The following is a 1,829-nucleotide window of genomic DNA, read 5'->3' on the forward strand; positions in this document are numbered from 1 at the left end:
GCAGGCCGTCGGGCACCGCGGCCAGGATGCGGCCGGCCTGACCTCCGGCGAGGGCGTGCGCGGTCTGCTCCGGCTCCGGGGCACCTCGGGCGCCGAGGTGGTCCTCCGCGCGGGCCGCGAAGACCGTGCCGAGCACGGCGATGCCGATCGCGAAGCCGAGCTGCCGGGCGGTGGTGACCGCGCCGCCGGCCATGCCGCCGCGGTGGGCCGGGACAGCACCCATGGCGGATTCCGCGAGGGTGGGCATGACCAGGCCGACGCCGGCGCCGATGACCGCGTACCCGGCCAGCAGTGCGGGCCAGCTGGACTGCGCGCCCAGCAGCAGGGCGCAGAGGGCGCTGCCCAGGCCGATCAGCAGCATCCCGCCGCCGATGAGCAGCCGCGGGGAGCGGCCGTGCAGCTTGGCGCCCGCGACGCCGGAGACGATCACCGACACGATCGACATCGGCAGCCCGGTCAGGCCGGCCTGCAGCGGCGAGAGCCCGATGACCGTCTGGAGCCAGATCGAGGTGTAGGTGAACGCCGCGAAGGCCGCGAAGTTCACCAGCAGTGCCGCCACCAGGATGCCGGCGAAGGAGCGGTTGCGCAGCAGGGCCAGATCCAGCATGGCGTGCGGGCTGCGCCGTTCCACCAGGACGAACGCGACCAGCGCGAGCCCGCTGAGCAGCAGCAGACCCCAGGTCTGGACCGAGCCCCAGCCGACGGTGGTGGCCCGGATGACGGCCAGCGTCAGGGCGCCCGCCGCGACGGTGAAGGTCAGGGTGCCGGCCAGGTCGAAGCGGCCGCGGCGGGCCGCGCGGTCGGCGGTCAGGGCGGTGAAGCACAGCATCAGCGCGGCGATGCTCACCGGCAGGTTGACCAGGAAGATCCAGCGCCAGCTCAGCGCCTCGGTCAGCAGGCCGCCCAGGATCGGGCCGATCGCGGCGGCCGCACCGGAGACGCCGCCCCAGACGCCGTACGCCACGCCTCGGGAGCGGCCCTGGTAGGCGCTGTTGAGCAGGGCGAACGTGGTGGTGAACATGGCCGCGGCGCCGATGCCCTGCACCACCCGGGCGGCGATGAGCAGGCCGTCGTTGCCGGCGAGCCCGCAGGCCAGTGAGGACAGGGCGAACACGATCAGGCCGGCGATGTAGAGCCGGCGGTGCCCGAGCAGGTCGCCGAGCGCCCCGGCGCCGAGCAGCAGGACGGCCAGTGACAGCGCGTAGCCGTCCACGACCCACTGCAGGGAGCTGAACGACGTGCCGAGGTCCACCGCCATCTCCGGCAGCGCGACGTTCACGATGGTGACGTCGACGAGCAACATGAAAGTGCCGAGGCACACCGCGATCAGCGGCCACCATTTCCGCACGGGAATCTCCTCACTAAGGGTGACCGCTACACGATCTCCCATCGCTACCGCGATCCGCCAGCCAGCGATTCCCATGACGTCAGAATCCGACTTGTTACGGCGGTAAAGAATCAAAGATCGCCTCGGTTGCTCTCATCCGGAGCTAAATCCGCCACGAACCATCCGTCGGTCAGGACCGGCACTGCTGTGGTGGCGTCCCGCTGCGCGGCCACCGTGACGTCCTCCGGGAACCCATGCGCCTGCAACTCGCGCCCCGAGGCGCAGTCGCGCAGGGCGGTCGCCAGGTCGTCTGCGACGCTGCGGTACGCCGCCAGCGCCGTCCCCGCCTCGACGGAGAGAGCACCGGCTCCCCGCCGTACCAGGGCCTCGATGAACGACCCCGCACCCCACAGGTCCTCGACCGCCGGCCGCAACGAACCGTCCGGCCAGCGCTCCCCCGCCGCGACCACCGCGACCGCCTCCCCCGCACCCAGCCGGCGCA

General features: G+C 72.5%; 2 protein-coding genes. Both read right to left on the minus strand.

The features are described 5' to 3' along the window. A partial coding sequence (locus tag AB0C29_RS46520; RefSeq protein ID WP_360834539.1) for a DHA2 family efflux MFS transporter permease subunit occupies positions 1-1,348 on the minus strand: 1,348 nt, incomplete at its 3' end. A 110-nt stretch (positions 1,349-1,458) separates the two neighbouring features. Continuing rightward, positions 1,459-1,829 (minus strand): 2-phosphosulfolactate phosphatase (locus AB0C29_RS46525; protein ID WP_360834541.1); only part of this gene is annotated, 371 nt, incomplete at its 5' end.

The organism is Actinoplanes sp. NPDC048791 (assembly GCF_040650095.1).
In the GTDB taxonomy this organism is placed as follows: Bacteria; Actinomycetota; Actinomycetes; order Mycobacteriales; family Micromonosporaceae; genus Actinoplanes.